The organism is Cohnella endophytica, from assembly GCF_003628305.1.
Taxonomy (GTDB): domain Bacteria; phylum Bacillota; class Bacilli; order Paenibacillales; family Paenibacillaceae; genus Cohnella; species Cohnella endophytica.
The window spans coordinates 248,201-270,608 of the sequence record NZ_RBZM01000010.1 but is presented as its reverse complement, the minus strand read 5'-3'; the positions used below and the strand labels follow the sequence as shown (position 1 = coordinate 270,608).

Genomic DNA, 22,408 nt, shown 5'->3' with positions numbered 1-22,408 from the left:
GGATTGGATATGACGTCAAACATCTCGGCGCAGGCGCACTGGCGGCCTGTGCCGTTCCATCAGGTCGCGTTGGCGGACGGATTTTGGAAGCGGCGGCTCGAAACGCTGAACAGCGTGACGCTCCGGGCCTGTCTGGATCAGTGCGAGTCGACGGGACGCATCGCAAACTTCGCCAAGGCGGGCGGATCGGCCGAAGGCGAGCACAAAGGAATGTACTACGACGATTCGGACGTCTACAAGGTGTTGGAAGGGGCGGCCTACTCTCTGATGACCGTCCGCGATCCGGCGCTGGAGGCCGAGATCGACCGGATCGTGGATCTTATCGCTTCGGCGCAGGAAACGGACGGCTATCTGTCGACCTATTACACGCTGCAAGCGCCGCAGTCGAAGTGGACCGACATGGAAAAGCATGAAATGTACAACGGCGGCCACCTGATCGAAGCGGCCGTCGCGTACTTCGAGGCGACGGGCAAGCGAAAGCTGCTGGACGTCGCCTGCCGATTGGTGGATCATTACGGCGACTTGTTCGGTCCGGACAAACGGCATTGGGTGGAGGGCCACGAAGAGATCGAGCTCGCCCTCGTTAAGCTGTACCGGACGACCGGCGAAGAACGTTATCTGAAGCTGTCGCAATGGCTGCTGGAGGAGCGTGGTCGCGGCCACGGACACGGAGCGATCTGGGAGAAGCCGGACTGGGGTCCGGCCTATTGTCAGGACGACGTACCGGTCAGGGAAATCCGGAAAGTGACGGGCCATGCGGTAAGGGCGATGTACCTCTACGCGGCAATGGCGGATATTGTCCGCGAGACGGGGGAGTCGACCTATGTAGACGCTCTCCATAACGTGTGGGCGCATACGGTGGAACGCAACATGTACGTCACCGGAGGGATCGGGCCGTCGCAGCACAACGAAGGCTTCACGCACGATTATGATTTGCCGAACGAGAGCGCCTATTGCGAGACGTGCGCGGCGCTCGCCCTTGCGTTCTGGAACCAGCGGATGAACGCGCTGTTCGGGGATGCCAAGTATGCGGACATCGTGGAGCGCGTGATGTACAACGGCGCGCTGTCCGGCATCTCGCTGTCCGGCGACAAGTTTTTCTATGTCAATCCGCTCGCTTCGCAAGGGGAACATCACCGGGTGGAATGGTTCCATACGTCTTGCTGCCCGACGAATCTGGTCCGTTTCCTGCCGTCCATCGGCGGATATGCGTACGCGTTGACTGACCGGGGACTGGCGCTCAACCAGTTCGTCGGCGGCCAAGTCGCCTTTCGTCTTCCGGACGGCATCCGCGTGGATGTGGATACCCGGACCGGATATCCATGGGACGGCGGCGTGCGAGTCGAAGTAAAGCCGGAGCATTCGCATTCTTTTCCCATCCTGCTCCGTATTCCCGGCTGGTGCCGAAGCTTTCGTCTGAAGCTGAACGGGGAGCCGGTTCTAGAGGAACGACTGACGGTCGAACGGGGATACCTTGTGCTGGACCGGTGCTGGGAAACGGGCGATTGCATCGAGTATACGATGGAGATGGCCGTGGTCACGGTGCATTCGCGGCCGGAGGTGGAAGCGAACCAAGGTCGCTTTGCCGTACAGAGGGGCCCGATCGTCTATTGTCTGGAGCAGGAGGACAACCCGTCGTTTACCTACGACGCGTTCACTCTGCGTCCCGACCTGCAGCTGGCTTGCGAATATTGTCCGGACACGCTTGGAGGCGTGACGGTGCTACGGGGTCGGGATCCGGAAGGTCTCCCCGCCACGTTCATTCCGTACTATTCGTGGGATAACCGGCGCCCCGGCTGGATGCAAGTTTGGATCAACGAGAAAGAAACAGGCGCGATTTATACATCGTAATCGAGTACTGGAGGATTATCCATGAGCAGGCAAGCTATTGCATTGCCCCGCGCCGAATACCCCCGCCCGCAATGGGTTCGGTAGAAGGCTACCCCTACGAGGGACAACCGATCATCGTGACCGAGTTTGGCGGCGTCGCCCGAACGCCGAAGCTTCCTGTCGAGATGATCAGAGCAATAAGATTAAACCTGTAGTAAAAACAGCAATCGCCCTTTACTTGACCATCTTGGCCAAATAAAGGGCGATTGCTTTATGTTTTGCACCGTTGCTGTCATCAAGGCTTGCTCTTCTGCTTCCGAGACTCAAGTGCGGCAATCACTGGCGAGCGACCGGCGGAACATGAGTGTACGAGCCAATGACGACGTCCGGAAGCTCCTGCCGATAAATGTCCAGCAGCGTCTTCATCCCGTAGATCTCGCCCTTGGCAGGCGGGATCAGAGACAGGTACGCATCCGGGTCGATGTTCAGATTGCGCATCTGAATGAGCTTGAGTCCGGTTCTGCGCGCGAACTCGATCATTGCTTCGATCTCTTCTTCCCGGTCTGTTACGCCCGGGAAAACCAAGTAGTTAATCGAGGTGTACACGCCTTTGTCCGTCGCGTACTTCAGCGATTTCTCTACGTTCTTCAGCGTATAGCCGCGCGGCTTGTAGTACGCGTCGTAATGCTCGTCGAGCGCGCTGATCGTGCTCACCCGCATCAAGTCGAGACCCGCGTCGGTAATCGCCCGCATATGATCGGACAAGCCCGCGTTCGTATTGATGTTGATGTAACCGATCGAGGTTTGCTCGCGCACGCGCTTGATCGCCTCGATAATCGTCTTCGCTTGCGTCGAAGGCTCGCCTTCGCAACCTTGGCCGAAGCTGATGATCGATTGCGGCGTTTTCAGATGCTCCAGCATGATCTGGACGACCTCTTCGACGTCGGGTTTGAACTTCAGCCGCGTTTGCGGCGCGACGAAGCCGCTATCGTCCGGTTGCTCCGAGATGCAGCCATAACAACCCGCGTTGCACGAGAAGGATACCGGAACGGCGCCTTCCAGCCGCTGCAAGAACGTATTGGAAGCCGTCAGGCACTCATACTCCAACGCGCAATGGGATAAATGCTTATATAGCTTATTGTCCGGATAGGTCTCAAGCAGCCGGTCGACCTCGAGCTTCAGCTCGTTGCGGTCGCAGTTCTCCGGGTCCCAAGGCTCGGGATCGTCGCTCTGTCCGGCCGCTACGTAGAAGCCGCCGTCCTTCCATACGACCGCCGTATAGCCGAACAAGGGAAACTTCTGAGTCTTGTCCGTCTTGGAATAACCGGGAACATAAAACCGGGTGAAGCCTTGCGGCAGCAGCGCTCCGACGGCTTGATAAGAACCGGGCAGTACTTGCATTTTCCCGCTGACCGGATCCATTCCGACCGGGCGCGTATAAGGAAGTCCGACTAAGGTCGCTCCGGACGGCAGCGGAATGAGCTCGTCTTCGAGAAGCTCCACCAAATCGTTGCCGCTGCGGGCGATACCATATAGTTCGGGATGGTCGAATACATTGCCTTGCTCGTCTGCGTATACTAGATGCATAGGTTAAGCCCTCCTTTACTTCATGATCTAGGTGGGCTGCTTCTCGTCGGACGGCGTACTCCGCCGGATCCCGAGGAAGACGGGCTAGGCGCGCTAGGCAACCCGCTCGTATCTAGGGAATCCAGGAACTCCTGATTCGTCTTCGTATTCGCCAGCTTCTTGAGGAAGCCCTCCACGAACTCCATCGAATCGTTCATGCTCTTGCGGATGGCCCACAGTTTATCCAACGATTCCTGGTCAAGCAGCAATTCTTCCCGGCGAGTACCCGAACGGCGAATATCCAACGCGGGGAAAATCCGGCGTTCCGATAGCTTGCGGTCAAGATGCAGCTCCATGTTGCCCGTACCTTTAAACTCTTCGTAAATAATATCGTCCATACGCGATCCCGTCTCGACGAGCGCCGTAGCCAAGATCGTCAGGCTTCCGCCCTCCTCGATATTGCGCGCGGAACCGAAGAAGCGCTTCGGACGATGGAAGGAAGCCGGATCAATACCTCCGGACAACGTGCGACCGGATGGCGGAACGACCAAGTTGTAAGCTCTTGCGAGCCTCGTAATGCTATCTAACAAAATCACGACGTCTCGCTTGTGCTCGACCAGACGCAACGCGCGTTCCAACACCAGCTCGGCAACCTTGATATGGTTCTCGGGCACCTCGTCGAACGTAGACGCGATAACTTCGCCCTTCACCGAACGTTGCATATCCGTGACTTCCTCCGGACGCTCGTCGATCAGGAGCACGAACAAATCGATCTCGGGATGATTGGTCGCAATGCTGTTGGCGATTTCCTTCAACAGCAAGGTTTTGCCTGCTTTAGGCTGCGCGACGATCAATCCGCGTTGTCCTAGTCCTACGGGAGCTACAAGGTCCATGATTCGAGTGGAGAGATGGGTAGGTGAATTTTCGAGCTTGATCTTCTTCTGCGGGTATAGCGGGGTGAGGGCGGGAAAATGCAGACGTTCGGCGGCCGTTTCCGGAGTGACGCCGTTAACGGCGTTGACCTGAAGCAGCCCGAAATAACGTTCGCTTTCTTTCGGCGCGCGGCATTTGCCGGAGACGAGATCACCCGTGCGCAAGTCGAACTTGCGAATCTGAGAGGCCGAGATATAGATGTCCTCGGCGCTAGGCAAGTAATTGATCGGCCTTAGGAATCCGAAGCCTTCCGGCAGGACTTCCAATACGCCTTCCATGAACATCAAGCCGCTTCGTTCCGCTTGCGCGCGCAAGATGGCGATGATCAATTCCTTTTTCTTCATCTGTGCGTAATTATTGATCTGGTGCTGCTTCGCAAGCTTATACAGCTCGGTTAGCTTCAACCCTTCCAGATCGTTCATCATTAAATCCGTCAATAGAATCCCCACTTTGTATTCAGAAATCGACAGCATGCGTTCTAGCCGTTGCGCCATACCTCCGCGCCCAAGTTGCTAAGTTGGGTTACCAGCTTTTCGTAACCCCGGTCAATGTATTCCACTCCGCTGATTTCCGTCGTTCCGTCCTCGACGGTTAGCGCCGCGACGACAAGAGCGGCTCCGGCGCGAAGATCGGCCGCACGTACTTTCGCGGCGTTAAGAGGTCCGCCCTCGATGATGGCGGAACGGCCTTCCACCCGAATGTTCGCGCCCATGCGGGCTAGTTCGGGCACATGTTTGAAGCGATTGTTGTACACGTAATCCGACAGAACGCTTACTCCGCGAGCTTGCGTCAGCAAGCTGGTCATCGGCGATTGCAAATCCGTGGCGAAGCCCGGATACACTAGCGCCTTCACGTCGACCGCCTCGTAGAGAGACTGTCCGACGACGCGAATCGCCTCGTCCATCTCGTACACGTGCACGCCCATCTCCTGCAGTTTGGCGGTCATGGCTTCCAAGTGCTTAGGAATAATATTATCGATAAGGACATCCCCGCGAGTTGCCGCGGCGGCTATCATGTATGTTCCGGCTTGTATGCGATCGGGAATGATCGAATGTCTGCAGCCGTGCATTTCCTGGACGCCCTCGATGCGGATCGTCTCGGTGCCGGCGCCTTTGATCTTCGCTCCCATCGCGTTGAGAAGCGTAGCCACGTCGATGATCTCGGGCTCTTTGGCCGCATTCTCGATTAAAGTCAATCCTTTGGCCCTGGAAGCGGCTAACATAATGTTAATCGTCGCTCCAACGCTGACGACGTCCAAATAAATCTTGGCGCCCCTTAATTCTTTCGCGCGAATCCGGATGGAACCATGGTCATTGGTCACTTCCGCGCCCAACGCCTCAAAACCTTTAATATGTTGATCTATCGGCCGCGGTTCGAAGTTGCATCCTCCCGGAAGTCCGATCGTCGCTTCGCCGAATCTACCTAACAAAGCGCCCATTAAATAATAAGAAGCCCTAAGCAGCTTCACTCTACCATTAGGCATCGGCACCGATCTCATGGCGGACGGATCGATAGACATCGTATCGTCCTGCCAAGTTACCTTGCCCCCTAGCTCTTCTAACAATTCCGCATAAACCGCCACATCGCTGAGTTGAGGAAGGTTGTCCAGCCTCACTTCCGATTCAGCCAGTATTGCTGCGGGAATTAGAGCGACAGCGCTATTCTTCGCGCCGCTGATTCCGACCGTTCCTCTGAGCGGCCGGCCTCCCCGGACCATCAATTTATCCATGAATGCCGTCTTCCTCCTCGTGTTGTTGGCGGCGAGGGAAATCACCCGCACATGAAGGAACGGGAAAACGCCTTTAAAGACGTTTTCCCGCATCTCATACAAAATAATGTTGAGTTGGATTAAGCTTTGTTGCTGCTTCCGAACAAACGGATTTTTTCTTGTACGACTGCTTTCATCGCGTTGCGTGCAGGCGTCAAGTATTTACGAGGATCGATAACGTCCGCGTCTTTAGCGAGAACTTGGCGGATAGCCGCCGTGCAAGCAACTTGGTTTTCCGTGTTGACGTTGATTTTGCCGGCTCCGGAAAGAATCGCTTCGCGAATCATTTCGTCCGGAACACCCGAACCGCCGTGCAGAACGATCGGTACTGGAATTTTGGAGACGACTTCTTTAATGATATCGAAGTGGATTTTCACTTCGCCTTTATACATGCCGTGAGCGGTACCTACCGCGATCGCCAAGCAATCGACGCCCGTTTCTTCGTAGAAACGGATCGCTTCTTCCGGCTTCGCCAATTGAGCGTGCTCTTCATCGACGCTCAGATCGTCTTCGACGCCGCCGATCGTTCCCAGCTCGCCTTCAACGGATACGCCCATTGCATGAGCGGCTTTAACGACTTCTTTGGTCAAGCGGATGTTGTCTTCGAAGCTATGGTGCGAACCGTCGAACATAACGGAAGAGAAGCCCGCGCGGATACATTTCATAGCGATATCGAAGTTGCTTCCGTGGTCAAGATGCAAAGCGATAGGAAGACCGGATTTCTCGGCGGCCGCTTTCGCGATCGCAACCGTGTATTCCATGCCCATGTATTTCAGGGCGCCTTCGCTTACGCCGAAGATGAACGGAGAGTTCTCTTCGATCGCCGCGTCCGTGATCGCTTGAGCGAACTCCAGGTTGTTCATGTTGAACTGGCCGACTGCGTATTTACCTGCTTTGGCCTGTGGCAAAAATTCGGTCATCGATACTAATGGCATAATGTAAAATTCCTCCTGCGGTTTTCATTCGATTTCTCACGACTCGTACATACTGCGTTATTATAACACAAAATGACTTTGCGAAGTAAACCGAACGGGTGTTTCCAGCTTGACCGCAAGTCGGTGAGTCGTTATCGGGTTAGGATCCGGTCGCGAAACGCGAAGCCGCGTCTCCGCCCATCTGCATGTTAACGGCCAGCCGCATCTCGTCGATATCGAACGGTTTCGTAAAATGCATGAGCGCGCCGAGATCGGTCGCTTCTTTGATCATATCCAGCTCGCCATAAGCGGTCATCATGATGACTTTAATGTTGCGATCGTATTCTTTGATCTGCTTCAGTATTTCCAATCCGTCCATTCCGGGAATCTTCATGTCCAGCAAAACCAAGTCCGGACGATGGCTTCTTACGATTTCAAGAGCTGCTTTGCCATTCGCCGCCTGGAAAGTATCGTAACCTTCCGTCGCGAACACTTCCAATAGCAAAATCCGGATGCCCACTTGATCATCTACGATTAATAACTTCTTCTTCTCCAAGAGCTCATCCCCCCGATTCACTATCCTAGCTTTATTCGTGAAAGGATGTCATAATTCCTCCTGATTATTTGTAAAAATTATGTAGCGCAACTTAAATATATATTATTATCGGTTAACAACTCTTCCATACCGCGGAATGCCGCCGATATGCAAAAAAACCGTTCAGGCGAGCTGCCTGAACGGTTTTTATTCATGTGCGGTGCGCGATTAGGCTTCCGAACGGCGAAGCGCCGCCTTCACGAACTCGCGGAACAGCGGTTGCGGGCGATTCGGACGGGACGTGAATTCCGGATGGAATTGAACCGCCAAAAACCATGGATGATCCGGAAGCTCGACCATCTCCACGAGGCGTCCGTCCGGAGACGTACCGGAAATGCGCAATCCCGCCGACTCGATACGCTCGCGGTATTCGTTGTTGAACTCGTACCGGTGACGGTGACGTTCGTAGACGAGCTCGTCGCCGTAGCATTGCGCGGCCAAGCTGCCCGGAATGAGCTTGCAAGGGTACAAGCCGAGACGCATCGTCCCGCCCAAGTCTTCGATATCTTTCTGCTCGGGCAGAAGATCGATAACCGGATAAGGCGTAGCGGGGTGGATCTCGGAGCTGTTCGCGCCATCCAAGCCGACCATGCTGCGCGCGTATTCGACGACCGCTACTTGCATGCCGAGGCAGATACCGAAGAACGGCGTGCCGCTCTCGCGGGCGTAACGAATCGCGGTAATCTTGCCTTCGATTCCCCGATCCCCGAAACCGCCGGGAACGAGAACGCCGTTAACGCCACCGAGCAATTCGCCTACATTGCCTGGCGTAATCTCTTCCGCGTTGACCCAACGGATTTTCACTTCCGCGTCCGCGTCGATGCCGGCATGCGCCAACGATTCGACGATGCTGAGGTATGCGTCGTGCAGAGCGACGTATTTGCCCACGATGGCGATTTCCGTCGTCTTCTTAAGCGATTTGACGCGAGCAACGAGAGCTTCCCACTCCGTCATTTCGGGCGCGCCCACATTCAGGTTCAGATGCTTGACGACGTAATCGTCCAACCCTTGCTCGCGCAGGTTAAGAGGAACCTCGTACAAGGTCGAAGCGTCGCGGCATTCGATGACCGCGTTGGCGTCGATATCGCAGAACAGCGCGATCTTGCGTTTCAGATCTTCGGCCAAAGGATATTCCGTGCGGCACACGATCATGTTCGGCTGGATCCCGATGCTGCGCAATTCTTTGACGCTATGCTGCGTCGGCTTCGTCTTCACTTCTCCGGCAGCTTTAATGTAAGGAATGAGCGTAACGTGAATATACATTACGTTGTCGCGGCCGATGTCGCTCTTGATCTGACGGATCGCTTCAAGGAAAGGCAAGCTCTCGATGTCGCCTACCGTTCCTCCGATCTCCGTGATCACGACGTCGGAGCCGGCTTCCTTGCCTGCGCGGAAGACGCGGTCTTTGATTTCGTTCGTAATGTGGGGAATAACCTGCACCGTTCCGCCGAGGTATTCGCCGCGACGTTCTTTGCTGATGACCGTCGAATAAATTTTACCAGTCGTCACGTTGCTGTTCTTCGAAAGGTTAATGTCGATGAACCGCTCGTAATGCCCTAAGTCCAAGTCCGTCTCCGCGCCGTCGTCGGTCACGAATACTTCCCCGTGCTGATAGGGACTCATCGTCCCCGGATCCACGTTAATGTAAGGATCGAACTTCTGAATCGTAACCTTAAGGCCGCGATTCTTAAGCAACCTCCCCAATGAAGCTGCCGTAATTCCTTTGCCTAGCGATGACACGACACCGCCCGTGACGAAAATGTATTTGGTCACTCTGAACGAAACCTCCCACCACATGCCCTTGCGGCATCCTCATTATCGTTACCAATTTAGTGCTTTAGCCCTTAGAAAACAGGGCGAAAAAAGAAAAAAGTGTCACCCAATAAATGGGGGCACTTTTTAAATTCCTATGCTATGGAAATGCTCGCTTCTAAAGCCCAAGCATAAGTTTAACGTGTCGAATCTGCGGTGTCAAGCTACGATTCGAAGAGTTAAATCATGCCTCTTCGTCGTCCTCGTCGTCCGCCAAATCTTCCTCGTCTTCGTCGAATCCGTCGTCATCGTCGTCTTTCTCGTCGATCTCGCCTTCGATCTCGGCGTCGTCGTCTTCCTCGATGAGAACCTCTTCGTCGGCTTCCGCCGCTTCTTCGCCTTCTTCGAACACTTCTTCGCGCTCTTCGTCGAAGAGACCGTAGGTTTCTTCGTCGGCGGATGCAACATCCTCTTCCTCGCCGTACAGATCGTCGTCGTCTTCGTCGTCATCATCGTTGATGATGCGCGGACGTTTAGCTCCGCCGTTCATCGGGTCGTCGGAGCGTTCTACCGGATACCAACGTTTAAGGCCCCAAACGTTGCCTCCGACGCACGCGAAACGTCCGTCGATGTTGATCTCCGTGTAGAGTTGGGCAATTACGTCGACGACTTGGCTGTCGGACAAGCCTCGCATTTTGGCAATCTCGATCATTAAATCACGGTAGTAAAAAGGGGTGTTCGCTGATTTAAGCAATTCGTAGGCCAGGTCAACCATCGGCATCTCGCGAATTTTCTCGGAGTCGAGTTTCAGCACGTAGTCGGCGCTCACGTGACTTCCATCCTCTCTGTATGTGAACCGGCAAGCAAAACGCCTTCACGTTGATTTGTCAACCTTTAGTAAACCGTATTTCGTATGAAAATGCAAGTCGCGGGAACGGACTTCCCGCGAAAAGTTTTCTTGTCCGAAGGCAACGGAAAAAGCGAAGGCGCATCTCTGGCGGACGCACCTTCGCTTTTCGACTGTACCCCTTCCCGGCCGCTCCGCGGGCGGAGGAACCGGCATGACCAAGAGTCTCGCCGGGAAACTCTCCATTCATCGTATGTCGATAGACGGGAAATGACACGGAACGCCGCCTATTTCCAGTCAAAAAAGGCGACATTCCCAAGCTTTTATCGGCCCCCCTTCATACAGTAGAGGACACGGCAGCACGGGACGCTCCTTACCTACCTTTCGCCCAGCTGTACAATCGTCCGGGAGGGAAGCCGCATTGGACGCAAGCGAAATCGCGGAGTGGCTCCGCCGCTCCACCCGCTCCTCCGAAGAACACGGGCGCAGGAGCATCCTCCGCTTCTGGAATCCCGAGGATTACGATAAGTTCGTGCAAACGTTGCGGGCGGATCGCCTTCGCGCCAAGCCGCTTCGGAACATCCGACGATTAAGCCTCATCCGCGCCGTATCGTGTCCGCTATTTCCCGAAGACTTGCCCCCCTCCTTGATCGGCAAAGCCTATTGGGAGGAAGACGTCCCCATGCGCGTCCATGCTCTGCCCATGGGAACGATCGTAACGGATACCGGCGTCCCATGGGGGGTCAAGCATATTCAGGCGCCGCTCGCATGGAGCCGTACGACCGGTTACCGCGTCAAGGTAGGGGTCATCGATACGGGCGTCGATTTCGAACATCCCGACCTTCGCCATTCTTTGGAGAGGGGCATCAATCTGCTGCAACGCATGTATCCGCCCCAAGACGATAACGGCCATGGTACTCATATTTCCGGCACGATTGCCGCGGCCAACGAGCTCGACGGCATAATCGGGGTCGCCCCCAGGTCAAAGATTTATCCCGTAAAAGCGTTCGACCATAACGGCACGGCTTTCGTATCGGATATTATTCTCGGCATCGAATGGTGCGTTCGCAATCAGATGGACGTCGTCAATATGAGCTTCGGCATGAAAACTCGAAGCAAAGCCCTGCTCAACGCCGTCAACTACGCCTACCATTCGGGCGTATTGATCGTGGCTTCCTCCGGCAACGATGGCCGAATCGGGGAAATCGATTATCCCGCGCGTTATAACCATACGATCGCCGTTGGCGCCACGAACTTGCAAAGACGGATCGCTCCCTTCACGAACCGCAGTCCTTCCATCGACGTGTACGCTCCCGGCGATCGTATCGTGTCCGCCTGGCCGCGCGGCAAACATCGCGAGATGAGCGGCACTTCGATGGCTACCTCGCACGTGACGGGCGCGATCGCCCTGCTGCTTTCGTTGAAGCCCGAGTTAACCCCGGCCCAGATCAAGGCGATCGTGAAATCGTCGGCTAAGCCTCTGAGAAACGGCAAAGCTCTCCGGGCGGCCGGAGAGCTGAACGTAATGCGTATGATCAAAGCCGCCGATCGGTACTAGCGGATCGAAAAATTACATTTTCTCCGGCGCGGAAACGCCGACGAGCGCTAGCGCGTTAGCGATCGTGATCCGGATAGCCGCGAGCAGTTGTAATCGGGCTTGGCTTTGCTCCGCGTCCTCGGTAATGACCCGCTCCGCTTTGTAGTAGCTGTGGAATTGCGACGCAAGCTCGTACACGTATCGAATAATGGCATGCGGCGCGTAGTTGCGGGCGGAATCCGCTATCGCTTCCGGCAATTCGCCGATTTTGCGAAGCAAATCGTATTCCTGCTCGGCGACGAGCTTCGACAGGTCCGCTTGCTGCCATGGCAGTACGGCAACGCCTTGCTCTTCCGCTTGGCGGAAAATGCTGCAAATCCGAGCATGGGCGTACTGCACGTAGAAAACGGGATTCTCGTTGGATTTCGATACCGCGAGATCCATGTCGAAATCCAGATGAGAGTCCATGCTCCGCATCGTGAAGAAATAGCGGATGGCGTCGACTCCGACCTCGTCCATCAAATCTTCCATCGTGACGGCTTTGCCGGTACGCTTGGACATCTTGACCTTCTCGCCGTTCTGGAAAAGGCTGACCATCTGCGCGATGAGTACCGTCAGCTTGTCCGGATCGTTGCCGAGCGCTGCCATTGCCGCCTTCATCCGCGGGATGTAACCGTGGTGATCGGCTCCCCAGATATTGATCATCTGGTCGTAGCCGCGTTTGTACTTATCCATATGATACGCGGCATCCGGCGTCAGGTACGTATAGCTGCCGTCGTTCTTGACGAGCACGCGGTCCTTGTCGTCGCCGAACGTCGTGGACGCCAACCATACGGCGCCATCCTGCTCGTACACGTGACCTTGAGCCCGAAGCGCGGCGAGCACTTCGGTCACTTTGTCGTTCTCGTAGAGCGACGTTTCGCTATACCATTCGTCGAATTGAACTCCGAACCGACCCAGATCGCGTTTGATCTTAGCCAATTCTTTGTCTAGTCCGTACGTGCGGAAATAGTCGAAACGTTCTTCGTCGCCCAAGCTCAACAGACGGTCGCCTTGCTCCGCCGCCAATTCCTTGGCGAAACCGACGATATCCTCGCCATGGTAGCCGTCCTCCGGCATTTCGGCGTCTTGGCCGAGCGCTTGGCGGTAACGGGCTTCGATCGAACGGGCGAGATTGTTCACTTGATTGCCCGCGTCGTTAATGTAATATTCTCGCGTCACTTCGTATCCCGCCGCCGATAGCACGTTGCAGAGCGCGTCGCCGACCGCGGCTCCCCGCGCGTGTCCCAGATGCAGACTTCCCGTCGGGTTCGCGCTGACGAATTCGACTTGCACTCTTTTGCCTTGGCCGGCGTTCATGTTTCCGTATTGCGCGCCTTGCTCGAGCACCTGTCCGACAACGGGATGCAGGTAGCTCTTGTCGAGCCGGAAATTGATAAAGCCGGGGCCAGCGATCTCCGCGGATTGTATCGAAGCGCGTCCCGGTTGAAGATTGCCGATAATCGCTTCGGCGATCTGTCTTGGATTTTTCTTCGCGATTTTCGTCAGTTGCATCGCCAAGTTCGTCGCCAAGTCCCCGTGCGTCTTATCCTTAGGCACTTCCAGCGTAATCGCCGGCAATTCGTCCTCCGACGAGACAAGCCCCGCCGCCAATGCCGCTTCGGCCAGCGCTTCCTTCACCGATGTTTGCAGTTGTTCCAATACGTTCATCGTCATTGTTCCTCCCGAATGTCGAGCCGGATGTGAAACACCCCGGCCGTTACCCCATGCATAGTCAACTCGTATTTCCATTCCAGCACGCCCCCGGATTCCGACAGCTCGGATTCCAAACGGGACGTAATCGCTTCTACCTCGTGGGTACCATAGGGAGTTTCCATCTTGCCCGGTAGCGACTCTCCCTTGCGGAAAAGCTGCTCGAAATAGATCGTCCCCCGGCGTCTGAGCCTTAGCTCGTTCCCGTGTATGAACAGGGTATTGTTCGTTTCTTTGCCGTTCTCGTCCGCGGGCTCCAGATACGTAAGCACCCACCCGGTTTCCAACCGGTACAGCTCCCCCGGCATTTCAAGCCGCTCCGAGGCGCCGTCTTGTTGCCGGCTGTGGAATCCGACGATCACGCTGCGCTTGTCTGGCATCGTTCCCTCTCCCAATTCCCACTTTACTCTTGTTAATACTATATACAGTTCGTCCTTTCAATTCAAATGGGGAAATTGAGGGTTGTAAGCGGCGAAGGAGATGGCTATACTGAGAAAAATAACGAAAACGACGATGAACGAGAGAGTATCTCCATGATCCTTGTTATCAGCGAGCCGGGAAGGTGCAAGCCGGCACGGGACATCGAGAGAAGCGCACTCGGGAGTCGGTTTCCTGAAAACGAAAGTAGGGAAACCCGGCAGCTGCCGTTAACGCATCAAGTGGACTCCCGCCAGGTGGGGATTGCCATAAGAGTGGTACCGCGGACTCATCCTCCGTCTCTTAACGAGACGGGGGATTTTTATTTTATCCGGAGGAGGTTATACGTCATGTTAATGAAAAGCGCGGCAGCGGCCATCGCGCCTCACTTGCCGTCGATAACGGCGGAGCAATTGCTCGGAATGCTCGAGGTTCCCCCCAAGAGGGAAATGGGCGACGTTTGCCTTCCCTGCTTCACGTTCGCGAAAACGTTGAGGCAGTCGCCTCAGATGATCGCCGAACGGCTTGCCGGCCAGGTGAATTCAGGCGGCGGTAATGGAGAGGAAGCTTTCGGAGGCGGCATTCGGGCATCCGCGATCGGAGGTTACTTGAACCTCTTTTTCGCGGACGCGCATTGGAAGAGCGATATCGTCGAGGCGGCGTTGGAGGAAGGATACGGTCTCTCGGCGGTCGGGCAAGACAAACGCGTCGTCATCGACATGTCGTCTCCCAATATCGCCAAACCGTTAGGCATCGGGCATCTTCGTTCGACGATGATCGGCAACGCGTTGGTCAACTTGTACCGGGCGACCGGCTACAAGGCGGAGAACGTCAACCATCTCGGGGACTGGGGAACGCAATTCGGCAAGCTGATCGTTGCCTACCGAAGATGGGGAACGCGGGAGGCGCTCGAGTCCGAGCCGATCAAAGAGAGCTTGCGGCTGTACGTGAAGTTCCACGAGGAAATCGAACGGGAGCCCGGGCTGGAAGACGAAGCTCGCGAGGCGTTCGCGAACTTGGAGAACGGCGATGACGAGACTCGGAGGTTATGGCAATATTTCGTCGACGAGAGCATGAAGGAGTTCCACCGGGTGTATGCTCGTTTGGGCGTAAAATTCGATCATTATTTGGGCGAAAGCTTCTACAACGACAAGATCGATGGCGTGGTCTCCGCGCTTCGCGAGCAGGCTTTACTGGAGGAGAGCGATGGTGCGCAAGTCGTGCGCTTGGAAGAGCTGGGGTTGCCGCCATGTATTATCCTGAAAAAGGACGGCTCGACGATCTACGGGGTACGCGACCTTGCTACGGCGATCTACCGGAAACAGGAAATGCACGCGGACGAAATTCTTTACGTGGTCGGCGCGGAGCAAAGCCTGCATTTCCGGCAGGTGTTCGCCGTCCTGGAGAAGATGGGGCATAGTTGGGCGGAGGAATGCCGGCACGTCCCGTTCGGCCTGATGACGGTGAACGGCAAGAAAATGTCTACCCGCAAAGGCAAAGTCGTATTCCTCGAGGAAGTATTGGACGAAGCCGTCGAACGCGCGTTGCAAATCATCCTGGAGAAAAGCCCCGAACTAAAGGACAAGGAAAAAGTTGCCAAAGCGGTCGGCGTAGGGGCCGTTATATTCGGAGACTTGAAGCATCATCGCCAGCTTTCCGTCGACTTCAATCTGGAGGACGCGGTCAGCTTCGACGGGGAGACGGGGCCTTACCTGCAATACACGCACGCGCGGATCCGGAGCCTGCTCGCCAGGGGGAATTATTCGGTTCTGGGCGACTCCTATTCCGTTAACGGATCGCACCTCGCGTCGGAGTCCACCTGGGAATGCGCGAAGACGCTGTCACGCTACGAGACCGTCTTGCAGGAAGCGGTCAAAGACAACGAGCCGTTCGTCGTCGCGAGGTACCTGTTGGACTTGGCGAAGGATTTCAACCGCTTCTACAACTCCGGCAAAATCTTAACCGCCGACGCGGACAAAGCCGTCGTGTTCTCGCAGCTCAGCCTCGCCGCCGCCGTTGCTAACGTACTGAGCCATGGGTTGGCGATGCTCGGCATCGAGGCTCCTCAGGAGATGTGAGCGCGAGCCGCGGGCGACTGATGGCGAGCGGTGAGCGACTGTGGCGAGAGGTGAGCGACTGGTGGCGAGCGGCGGTTGGGCGATGATGCGGCCGCATGACCATCGCGGGCATTTGGTGCGCGGGGCGCCAGGTCACGGTGGGCGTGGTACGACAAATGAACAATTAGCACGCTGTGAGCGTACTACGTGCCGCATTTTAGGTGCCCGATCAACATATCAAGCTTATCCGCTAAACGAAAATCCCCCAATTTCCGTGAAATAACGGAATTTGGGGGTTTTTACATTCGCATATGAAAGATAACCTAACGGATATTACTTAACGAATCCCAGCAGCATCTCCCGAATGAACTTCGATGCGACGATCGGAGTCATTTCCGTAGGGTCGTAGATCGGAGCCACTTCGACGAGGTCGAAGCCTACGACGTTCACGCCAGAACGGGCGATCGCGTGAATCGCTTCGAGCAATTCCTTCGACGTGATGCCTCCCGCTTCCGTCGTTCCCGTTCCCGGGGCGGCGGAAGGATCCAGCACGTCGATATCGATCGTCACGTATACGGGACGCCCGGCCAAGGAAGGAAGCTCCTTCTTCAACGGTTCGGCAACCTCGAACGGATGGAAGTGGATGCCCGATTCCTGAGCATAGGTCCAATCTTCCTTGGAACCCGAGCGAATGCCGAACTGGTAAATATTCGACGGTCCCATCAGCTCTGCGGCTTTGCGCAGCGGCGTGGAGTGGGACAGCGGCTCGCCTTCGTATTCTTCGCGCAAATCGGTATGCGCGTCGAAGTGAAGAATCGCGAGATCCGGATACTTCTTGTATACCTCTTGGATAACCGGCCAGCTCACGAGGTGTTCCCCGCCGAGGCCTACCGGAATTTTATCGTCGGCCAGCACGCCGCGGACGAAATCCCCGATAATGTCGAGGCTCTTAGCAGCGTTGCCGAACGGCAACATCAGATCGCCCGCGTCGAAGTATTCCAAGTCGACGATGCTACGATCTAAGTAAGGGCTATATTCTTCCAGTCCGACGGAAGCTTCGCGAATGCGGCCCGGACCGAAACGCGAGCCCGGACGGAATGAAACGGTATAGTCCATCGGCATTCCGTAGATAACGGCTTTGGATGCCGCGTAGTCGTCGGAACTGCAGATGAACACGTTGCCGGAGTAAGCTTGATTTAAACGCATGGTGTGTCTCCTTCTCGCCGGTTAGGCTTATCTTATTTCGTCAGATCTTCTACGAACTTAGGCAGAACGAACGCGGCTTTGTGCAAACGCGGCGTGTAGTATTTGGTATCCAGCTCAGGAATCGCGGACTCTTCGACGGCCAGAGGATCGTGTTTCTTGCTACCCATCGTAAATGTCCATAGGCCGCTCGGGTAAGTCGGAATGTTCGCGATATATACGCGGACGATCGGGAATACTTCCTTCACGTCGCGGTTAACGCTTTGAATAAGATCGGCTTTGAACCAAGGATTGTCCGTCTGCGCGACGAAAATCCCGTCATCTTTCAGCGCGTCGTAGATGCCTTGGTAGAAACCTTTCGTGAACAGGTTCACGGCAGGTCCGACCGGCTCGGTCGAATCAACCATGATAACGTCGTAAGTATTTTTATGGTCATGGATGTGCATGTATCCGTCGTTGACGATCACTTCGACACGAGGATCTTCCAATTTTCCTGCGATAGACGGCAAATATTGTTTCGAGTATTCGATGACTTTTCCGTCGATATCGACAAGAACGGCTTTTTTCACCTGAGGATGCTTCAGCACCTCGCGGATAACGCCGCCGTCTCCGCCGCCGACAACAAGCACGTTCTCCGGATTAGGATGCGTGAACAGCGCAGGGTGCGCAACCATCTCGTGATAGACGAATTCGTCCTTCTCGGTCGTCATGACCATTCCGTCCAGCACGAGCATGTTGCCGTACTCTTCCGTCTCGATCATCGCAAGCTCTTGGAAATCCGTTTGCTCGTGTACCATCGTGCGTTTGATTTTCATCGTTATACCGAAATTCTCGGTTTGCTTCTCCGTGTACCACAGTTCCATGGAAGACATGTGATCCCTGCTTTCTCTTCGCTATAATACGCCTGCTAGAATGTACCGAACAACATGTATTATATAAAATCAACGCCAAATTGCAACCTTATACCCCTATTTTAACTTTCGCCTAATATTCGCCTATTTTATATAGAAGGAATAGCCATTTCGATCGGGTCCCATACTAAGAGGAAACGAATTCCTCGCGGAAGGTAAAGGGGCCTCATTCATGGAAAATAAAGCGCGTACCGACAGCCCCGTAGCCGCTCCGCTTTCACGTTGGGGCAAGCTGCGCCGAAGGCTGGGCTGGATGACCTTATTCGCCCTTCTCGCGTTCGCGGGAACGGGTTTCCTGCTGCTCCGATACGCTCCGTTACCGGCGGGAGCGACGATGCAATCGACGAGAATCGTCGACACGAACGGCCAGCTCATCGCCTCCTTGCAGGGAGGAATAAACCGGCAAATCGCGAAGCTGTCCGATATTTCGCCTTGGCTCGTCAAAGCGACCCTCTCGGTCGAAGACCGTCGGTTCTACGATCACGCGGGCGTCGACCTGCGCGGCATGGCGAGGGCGGCCTGGGTCGATATGCGGCATATGTCCAAAGAACAGGGAGCGAGCACGTTAACCCAACAGCTTGCCCGTAACTTGTATTTGTCGCACGAGAGAACGTGGACCCGCAAGCTGAAGGAAGCATGGTATGCGGCGCGCTTGGAGCAAACCTATTCCAAGGATGAAATTCTGGAGCTGTACCTCAACCAAATCTATTACGGCCACGGAGCGTACGGCGCCGAAGCGGCTTCCCGGCTATACTTCAATAAATCGGCCAAAGAGCTGACGTTAGCGGAGAGCGCGCTGCTGGCCGGCATTCCGAAAGGACCGCGTTATTACTCTCCCCATCTCCATCCGACGGAAGCCCGCGCCCGGCAGAAGACGGTGCTGCAAGCGATGCAAGACACGGATCAATTATCGGAAGAACATGCGGAACTCGCAGCGAAACAGCCCGTTGCCGTTCGCCCGTTGCCCGAAGAAGAGGAACGCTCGGCTCCGTACTTCGCGGATTACGTCAAGAAGGTGGCCATCGAGCAAATCGGCATCGACGAGCGTCTAATGAACGAAGGCGGACTCACGATCCGCACGACGCTGGACGTCGGCATGCAACGGAAAGCCGAAGCGGCGGTCAAAAAAGGGCTTCAAGGCGGCAACGCCGCGCTGCAGACGGCGCTTATCGCCATCGATCCTCGCAACGGCTATATCAAAGCGATGATCGGCGGAAGAAACTATCGGAGCAATCAGTTTAACCGCGTATTCGCTCGAACTCGCCAACCCGGATCGTCTTTCAAAGCTATCTTGTACGCTTCGGCGCTGGAGCAACATTCGGTTACGGAGGACACTCGGTTTCGCAGCGAGCCGACGATGTTCTACTTCGACCACGATAGGCAAATTTATCGCCCCAGCAACTATAACGACCGTTACTTCAACGGGGAAATCGGCTTGAAGCAGGCAATCGCGGCATCCGACAACATCTATGCGGTCAATACGATCATGCAGGTCGGTCCCGAGGCGGTCATCGACATGGCTCGCAGATTAGGTATCACCGCGCCCCTTAAAGCCGTCCCCTCGCTCGCTCTCGGCACGTTTCCGGTTAGTCCGTTCGAGATGGCCTCCGCATTCTCGGCATTCGCGAACGAAGGCAAGAAAAATGTTCCGATCGCGATCACGAGCATCGAAGACCGCAACGGGAAGACGCTGTACGAAGCGCATCCCCGTGGCGAGCAGGTCATTACTCCGGCGTTAGCTTACGTGACGACTCATTTGCTTGAGAGCGTCTTCGATTCCGGAGGTACCGCGCATCGCGTAGCCAATCTGTTACAGCGCCCCGTCGCGGGCAAGACGGGCACGACCGATTCCGACGCCTGGTTCGTAGGCTACACGCCGGAGCTCGCGACCGCGGTGTGGGTCGGATACGACCGGGGGCGCCCGATTACTTCAAGCGAAGCTCATCGTGCCGCTCCGATTTTCGCCCGGTTCACGGAAACGGCGCTCGAAAGCTTTCCGCCGCAACCCTTCCCTATACCGGAAGAAGGCGTCGTCAACGTATGGGTAGATCCCGTCAACCACCTGCTGGCCTCGCCGGATTGTCCGAACCCCGTATTGGAAACTTTCCTCGCCGGAACGGAGCCGACCGAATCCTGCAACGTTCACAGGTCTTCGGAAGCGGAGCAAGGAAACGGATACGGAGGCAATCGGTCCATGTGGAAGAAGTTCCGCCGCTGGGTCGGCATATAAAAATCCGCATAGAAGAAAGCCTTTCAGAAGAAGACTCGCGCGGGAACTCTCCGCCCGGGTCTTCTTGCTTTCCCGCATGCCCGGGAAGCCCCGGATCCGCTTCCCGAACGCCGGGGAATCGGTTAAGATGGGATGGGAGCAATTCCCACCAGAGGAGGAAAGCCGGTTGAAAATCAAAGTGCTGATCGCGGACGATAACTCCTTCATTCGGGAAGGCATGAAAATCATCCTCGCTACGTTCGAGGAATTCGAAGTCGTAGGCACCGCCGAGGACGGGCTTCAGGCCGTGCAATTTTGCCGCGATAACGACGTGGACGTCGTCCTGCTGGACGTGCGCATGCCGAACATGAACGGCGTCGAAGCCACCCGCCTCCTTACGGCCGAAACCAAGGCGAAGCCGCTTATCCTTACGACATTCGACGACGACGAATTCATTCTCGAAGCCGTCCAAGCGGGGGCTCGCGGTTACTTGCTGAAGAACAACGATCCCGAACGCATTCGCGACGCGATCAAGAGCGTATATAACGACCACCACGTCCTTCAGGACGTCGTATTAAATAAAATCAAAACGAATCTGTTATCCGGCGCAAGCGCTGGAGCCGACGCCGGCAACGGAAACGCGACTCCCCAACAGCCCCAAGCCGCCTCCAGTACATCCGGAGCGATCGATCGCAGCTTGTTCACGGAACGGGAGCTCGACGTCATGACGCAAATCGCGAACGGCTTGTCCAACAAAGAAATATCCAAGAAGCTGTTTATCTCCGAAGGGACGATCGCCAATTACATTACCGCGATCTTGAATAAAACGGGACTCGAGCATCGTACGCAGATCGCGATTTATTATTTGACCGGAGAGACGAGAGGTTTGGACGGGGGCGCTTAGGGATGGATTTCTGGATGATCGGCAACAAAGCGGGCGTATTCGTTTACGTAGTCGCGGTGACTTTTTTCCTGACTCCGGCCGACGATCCTTCGCTGCACTTACTCGCGTTATTGATCTGCTTATGCTTGAATATGGCGATTCCCATCTTCAAGGCCCTCCCGCCCAAACGCATACTCGCCGTCGTATCGGCTTGTTTCCTCATCGCGTGCGCCTGGAAATTCGATCCGATATTTCTTCTGTTCCTTCCCGCCAACCTATGCGAGCTCGTCTTGCTATCGGAGAAGCGCTCGCTGTTCGCCGGCCTGGCCATTCTCGCGGTTCTCCCCTTCACGCCTCACGGCCTGATCCCCGCGTACGTTCTCGTCGGATTCCTTGGCTTGCTGCTCTTCGCGAGCGGACGCGCATTCCTTCGAAAGCTGAACAAGCTCGAGAGCGAGCAGGAGAAAGCTCGCGAGGATCTGGAACGGCTAACCCGTTCCTTGAACGAGAATAAAGAATATATGCGGCAATCGGAATATACGATCAAGCTGGAAGAACGCAATCGGATCTCGCAGCAGATCCACGACGATATCGGCCACGCGATGGCGGGAGCGTTGATTCAGATGGAAGCTTCGCGCATGGTTCTCGCCTCCAACCCCGACAAAGCATCGGAACTGCTGCACAATGCCATCTCCATCTCCAAGGAGGGGCTGGAGCGCATTCGGCTGACGCTGAAGGACGCGAAGCCGAAATCCGAGGAGCTCGGAATTCACCGGCTGCGTTTAATGGCGGACAAGCTCTCCGCCGATCGAAACATGCAGGCGACGGTTGCCCATACCGGGGATATCGACGTCATCTCGCCGCTTCAATGGAAGATCATTCAGGAAAACGCCGTTGAAGCCATTACGAATTCGCTGAAGTACGGTAAAGCGACCGGAATTCATATGGAGATCCAAGTGCTCAATAAGTTCGTGAAGGCGGTCGTATCGGACAACGGAGTCGGCGCGGTCAAAATCGCCAAGGGACTCGGCCTCGTCGGCATGGAAGAACGGGCGGCTTCCGCGGGCGGCACCGTGATCGCGGACGGAACGAAAGGCGGCTTCTCCGTGACGACCTTATTGCCTCGCTAAGGCAATCGCCGGAACGAGATGACTATTTTCATGGAGGGCCTCTTGTACTCGTGGAATAGAATATGAATTTTCTCATGCTAGAGGATGAACTTATGCACTGACAT

16 protein-coding genes, 2 pseudogenes and 1 other annotated feature are annotated in these 22,408 nt (G+C 55.6%); of the genes and pseudogenes, 7 read left to right on the top strand and 11 right to left on the bottom strand.

Features of this window, described 5'->3' with window-relative positions; all coding sequences use genetic code 11:
* The first annotated feature begins 9 nt into the window (after positions 1-9).
* Positions 10-1,851 (top strand): glycoside hydrolase family 127 protein, encoded by a 1,842-nt coding sequence (locus tag D7Z26_RS22980; RefSeq protein WP_120979349.1) that lies wholly within the window; start codon positions 10-12, stop codon positions 1,849-1,851.
* A gap of 315 nt (positions 1,852-2,166) precedes the next feature.
* Here the strand turns inward: D7Z26_RS22980 and D7Z26_RS22975 are convergent, their stop codons facing one another.
* From D7Z26_RS22975 to rpoE, 7 genes are all read right to left on the bottom strand, one after another.
* Positions 2,167-3,417 (bottom strand): radical SAM protein, encoded by a 1,251-nt coding sequence (locus D7Z26_RS22975; RefSeq protein ID WP_120979348.1) that lies wholly within the window; start codon positions 3,415-3,417, stop codon positions 2,167-2,169.
* Between the two features lie 20 nt (positions 3,418-3,437).
* A complete protein-coding gene (rho, locus tag D7Z26_RS22970) occupies positions 3,438-4,802 on the bottom strand; it encodes a transcription termination factor Rho (protein ID WP_120979386.1) in 1,365 nt (454 codons plus the stop codon).
* Positions 4,803-4,807: 5 nt separating this feature from the next.
* Positions 4,808-6,058 carry a UDP-N-acetylglucosamine 1-carboxyvinyltransferase gene (locus tag D7Z26_RS22965; RefSeq protein WP_120979347.1) on the bottom strand — a complete coding sequence of 417 codons (1,251 nt, stop codon included), beginning with the start codon at positions 6,056-6,058 and terminating at the stop codon, positions 4,808-4,810.
* 119 nt (positions 6,059-6,177) lie between these two features.
* Positions 6,178-7,032 (bottom strand): class II fructose-1,6-bisphosphate aldolase, encoded by an 855-nt coding sequence (fba, locus tag D7Z26_RS22960; RefSeq protein WP_120979346.1) that lies wholly within the window; start codon positions 7,030-7,032, stop codon positions 6,178-6,180.
* Between the two features lie 139 nt (positions 7,033-7,171).
* Entirely contained in the window at positions 7,172-7,567 is a 396-nt protein-coding gene (locus D7Z26_RS22955; protein WP_120979345.1) for a response regulator, read from the bottom strand.
* A gap of 207 nt (positions 7,568-7,774) precedes the next feature.
* Positions 7,775-9,379 (bottom strand): CTP synthase, encoded by a 1,605-nt coding sequence (locus D7Z26_RS22950; RefSeq protein ID WP_120979385.1) that lies wholly within the window; start codon positions 9,377-9,379, stop codon positions 7,775-7,777.
* A gap of 223 nt (positions 9,380-9,602) precedes the next feature.
* Positions 9,603-10,187 (bottom strand): DNA-directed RNA polymerase subunit delta, encoded by a 585-nt coding sequence (gene rpoE, locus D7Z26_RS22945; RefSeq protein ID WP_120979344.1) that lies wholly within the window; start codon positions 10,185-10,187, stop codon positions 9,603-9,605.
* A 439-nt stretch (positions 10,188-10,626) separates the two neighbouring features.
* Here rpoE and D7Z26_RS22940 point away from each other — a divergent pair, with 439 nt between their 5' ends.
* Positions 10,627-11,763, top strand: coding sequence for a S8 family peptidase (locus D7Z26_RS22940; protein ID WP_120979343.1), 1,137 nt, complete (start codon positions 10,627-10,629; stop codon positions 11,761-11,763).
* A 12-nt stretch (positions 11,764-11,775) separates the two neighbouring features.
* On the opposite strand, the gene argS (D7Z26_RS22935) is transcribed toward D7Z26_RS22940, so the two are convergent.
* Together argS (D7Z26_RS22935) and D7Z26_RS22930 are read right to left on the bottom strand one after the other, a co-directional pair.
* Positions 11,776-13,458 carry an arginine--tRNA ligase gene (gene argS, locus D7Z26_RS22935; protein WP_120979342.1) on the bottom strand — a complete coding sequence of 561 codons (1,683 nt, stop codon included), beginning with the start codon at positions 13,456-13,458 and terminating at the stop codon, positions 11,776-11,778.
* Positions 13,455-13,874, bottom strand: a complete 420-nt coding sequence (locus D7Z26_RS22930; protein ID WP_120979341.1) for a DUF1934 domain-containing protein — start codon at positions 13,872-13,874, stop codon at positions 13,455-13,457. The genes argS (D7Z26_RS22935) and D7Z26_RS22930 overlap by 4 nt, the downstream gene beginning before the upstream one ends.
* A gap of 124 nt (positions 13,875-13,998) precedes the next feature.
* Positions 13,999-14,218: a binding site (T-box leader), on the top strand.
* A gap of 43 nt (positions 14,219-14,261) precedes the next feature.
* Here D7Z26_RS22930 and argS (D7Z26_RS22925) point away from each other — a divergent pair.
* Complete coding sequence (gene argS, locus D7Z26_RS22925; protein ID WP_120979340.1) at positions 14,262-15,989, top strand: arginine--tRNA ligase; 1,728 nt, start codon at positions 14,262-14,264, stop codon at positions 15,987-15,989.
* A gap of 312 nt (positions 15,990-16,301) precedes the next feature.
* On the opposite strand, the gene speB is transcribed toward argS (D7Z26_RS22925), so the two are convergent.
* Both speB and speE read right to left on the bottom strand, forming a co-directional pair.
* Positions 16,302-17,174 (bottom strand): agmatinase, encoded by an 873-nt coding sequence (gene speB, locus D7Z26_RS22920; protein WP_120979339.1) that lies wholly within the window; start codon positions 17,172-17,174, stop codon positions 16,302-16,304.
* A gap of 32 nt (positions 17,175-17,206) precedes the next feature.
* Complete coding sequence (speE, locus tag D7Z26_RS22915) at positions 17,207-18,034, bottom strand: polyamine aminopropyltransferase (protein WP_120979384.1); 828 nt, start codon at positions 18,032-18,034, stop codon at positions 17,207-17,209.
* Positions 18,035-18,254: 220 nt separating this feature from the next.
* Between speE and D7Z26_RS22910 the strand changes: the two genes are divergently transcribed.
* The 4 genes and pseudogenes from D7Z26_RS22910 (at position 18,255) to D7Z26_RS22900 (ending at position 22,304) form a co-directional block, all read left to right on the top strand.
* Positions 18,255-20,312, top strand: coding sequence for a transglycosylase domain-containing protein (locus D7Z26_RS22910; RefSeq protein WP_120979338.1), 2,058 nt, complete (start codon positions 18,255-18,257; stop codon positions 20,310-20,312).
* A 166-nt stretch (positions 20,313-20,478) separates the two neighbouring features.
* A pseudogene (locus D7Z26_RS28140) lies at positions 20,479-20,890 on the top strand (response regulator); the annotation flags it as partial.
* Between the two features lie 86 nt (positions 20,891-20,976).
* Positions 20,977-21,195: pseudogene (locus D7Z26_RS28135) on the top strand (response regulator transcription factor); the annotation flags it as partial.
* 2 nt (positions 21,196-21,197) lie between these two features.
* Positions 21,198-22,304 (top strand): sensor histidine kinase, encoded by a 1,107-nt coding sequence (locus D7Z26_RS22900; RefSeq protein WP_120979336.1) that lies wholly within the window; start codon positions 21,198-21,200, stop codon positions 22,302-22,304.
* Positions 22,305-22,408 lie beyond the last annotated feature (104 nt).